The sequence below is a fragment of the Kitasatospora sp. NPDC054768 genome, assembly GCF_053612025.1.
The window spans coordinates 1-2417 of sequence record NZ_JBSHBN010000327.1; the positions used below are offsets into that span (position 1 = coordinate 1).

The window sequence follows — 2417 nt, forward strand, 5'->3', positions numbered from 1 at the left end:
CCCGTGCCCGGCCTCAGCGCCGGGCGGCCCCGCCCAGCGGCCGCCGCTGCGGGAGCAGCGGGCTGCCCTGGTCGCCCGGGGTGCGCGCGGCCCCCGCGGCCCGCGCGGTCCCGGAGGCGCGCTGGGGCCGCGGAGGCAGCGGGGCGGCCGGACCGGCCAGCAGGGGCTGGGAGTCGGACCGGCTCGGCGAGACCGCGAAGGCCAGCGAGCCGAAGAACACGTAGCAGCCCAGCCCGACCCCGAGCGGGAAGATGAACTGGAGCGCCATCACGCCGGCCTCGGTGGAGCGCGAGAAGTCCAGCTGGACGGAGAGTGCCGCCATGCCGGTGTAGTGCATCGCGCAGACCGCCACGCCCATCACCGGCGCCGCCGCCAGCACGGCGAGCGTGCCCCGGATGTTGAGCGCGGCCCAGAGCGCGGCCGTGGCCGCGACCACGGCGATGGCCACCGAGGCGGCCACGGTGGGCCGGTCGTAGCCGAGCGTGCCGGGCAGGACCATCGCGGCCATGCCCAGGTAGTGCATGGCGGCGACCCCCAGACCGGTGGTCAGCCCGCCGACCAGCAGCGCCAGGACGCGGCGCCGCCAGTAGCCGACGGTGAAGAGCCCGACGCCGACCACGGCGACGGCGACCAGCAGGCTGAGCACGGTCAGGCCGGGCCGGTAACCGATCTCGACGCCGGTCACGGAGAAGCCGAGCATCGCGATGAAGTGCATGGACCAGATCCCGGCCCCGAGCGAGGTCGAGGCGAACAGCAGCCAGACGGCCCGGGTGCGGCCCCGGGAGACGAGTGCCCAGCGGGCGCTGCGCAGGGCGACGAAGGCGCCGACGCAGGCGACGAAGTACGAGACCGCCGGTGTCACCCAGCCGTGGTCGGCATGGTGGATCTCACCCAATGGAGCTCCCTGGACGAGGGTTGAGGGCACCGGGGCGCGGGCGGACGCGACTGGCCGGGGAAGGCGCGCGGCAGCGGGCACCGGAGCGGGAACGTGCTCCCGCAGGGGAGGAGCCTGGCATGTGGTGCCCCTGACAATCGGGGAGAGTAACCACTGCCCGGCGGTCGCACAATGTTCGTGCTTTTCGTGAAGTCCCAGGTCAGGATGGGCCTTTACGCGGCCTGCATGATCCCGGCACCAACCCCTGACACTGCCTGCGCACCGCCTCCTGGTGGCTGCGGTCCGCCGTCGGCGCTCACTCCAGGGGGGCTAGCCCGAACGGGTGGCCGGCCGGGTCGATCAGCACCCGCAGGGTGCGGCCGTGCTGGTAGGCGGGTTCGGTGGCGCCGAGCGCGAGGGCCTTCGCGGTGGCCTCGTCCAGGTCGTCGACGTAGAAGTCGAGGTGGAAGTGCTTGCTGCCGTCCGGTTCCGTCCACGGTTCCGGCCGGTAGCCGGTCACCCGGCCGAAGCCCAGCGGGCTGCCGCCCTCGGGGTTGTCCAGGATCGCGAAGCGCTCGTCCGCGTGCCTGGTCTCCCAGCCCAGCAGCTCGCCGTAGAACGAGGCCAGCGCGACCGGGTCGGCGCAGTCGATGGTGACCATGGCGAGCCGGGCGAAGCCGGTGTCGCCGGGCCCGGTGCGCGCGGACCGTTCGGACGGCTGCGACTGTTCGGACCGCTGGGACCGCTCGGACTGCTCGGTGGCGAGGTCGGACATGGCAGGTCGGCCCTTCTGGGAGAGAGCTGAGGCCCATGACCAATATGGCACCGCGGTGACCCTCCGGCACGGCGGCGGATCTCATTTTCCTTAGCGAGAGTAATGACGTAGGCTAAAGAGATGCCCGAGATGTCCGAGCAGGACCTCGCAGCGATCAGTCAGCTGCGATCGTCCACGATGCGCCTCTCCCGACGACTCAAACACCAGCGGGTGGAGGAGTCGCTGAGCCCCACCGAGATGGGAGTGCTGGGCACCCTCGCCCGGTGCGGAAAGGCGACGCCGGGTGAGCTCGCCCGGAAGGAGCACGTGCAGCCTCCTTCGATGACCAGGATCGTCGCGATGCTGGAGGAGAAGGGGCTGGTGCGGCGCGAACCGCACCCCGAGGACCGCCGCCAGGTGGTCGTCAGCAGCACCGAGCAGGCCGAGACGATCCTCGCGGAGAGTCGTCGACGCCGGAACGTCTGGCTCGCCGAGCTCGCCCAGGGGCTCGACGAGGAGGAATGGGCCGTCCTCAGGGAGGCCGCGCCCGTGCTCTACAAGCTCGCCCACCTGTAGCTCGTACACCTCCGAGGCACACCGACCCCGGCCGGCCGCCGGGAGAAGAAGGAGCCCGCATCACCGCAGGACCGACCACCGACACCAGGAGCGGGGCGGGCCCCCCGCAACGCCGCCCGCCCCCCCGGGGGCCCCAACAGAAACCCCCCCCCCCCCCCCCCCCCCCCCCCCCCCCCCCCCCCACGACAAAAAAAAAAAAAAAACCCCCCCAAC

Annotated in this window: 3 protein-coding genes; 1 reads left to right on the forward strand and 2 read right to left on the reverse strand. The window is 72.4% G+C overall.

All coding sequences use genetic code 11. The features are described 5' to 3' along the window. Positions 1-13: 13 nt before the first annotated feature. Together ACWGKU_RS40860 and ACWGKU_RS40865 are read right to left on the reverse strand one after the other, a co-directional pair. Positions 14-895, reverse strand: coding sequence for an MHYT domain-containing protein (locus ACWGKU_RS40860; RefSeq protein ID WP_380349023.1), 882 nt, complete (start codon positions 893-895; stop codon positions 14-16). Positions 896-1190: 295 nt separating this feature from the next. Then, on the reverse strand, positions 1191-1649 hold the full coding sequence (locus tag ACWGKU_RS40865; RefSeq protein ID WP_452181075.1) for a VOC family protein: 459 nt from the start codon (positions 1647-1649) through the stop codon (positions 1191-1193). Between the two features lie 120 nt (positions 1650-1769). On the opposite strand from ACWGKU_RS40865, the gene ACWGKU_RS40870 reads away from it, so the two are divergent. Then, complete coding sequence (locus ACWGKU_RS40870) at positions 1770-2204, forward strand: MarR family winged helix-turn-helix transcriptional regulator (protein WP_030235202.1); 435 nt, start codon at positions 1770-1772, stop codon at positions 2202-2204. Positions 2205-2417 lie beyond the last annotated feature (213 nt).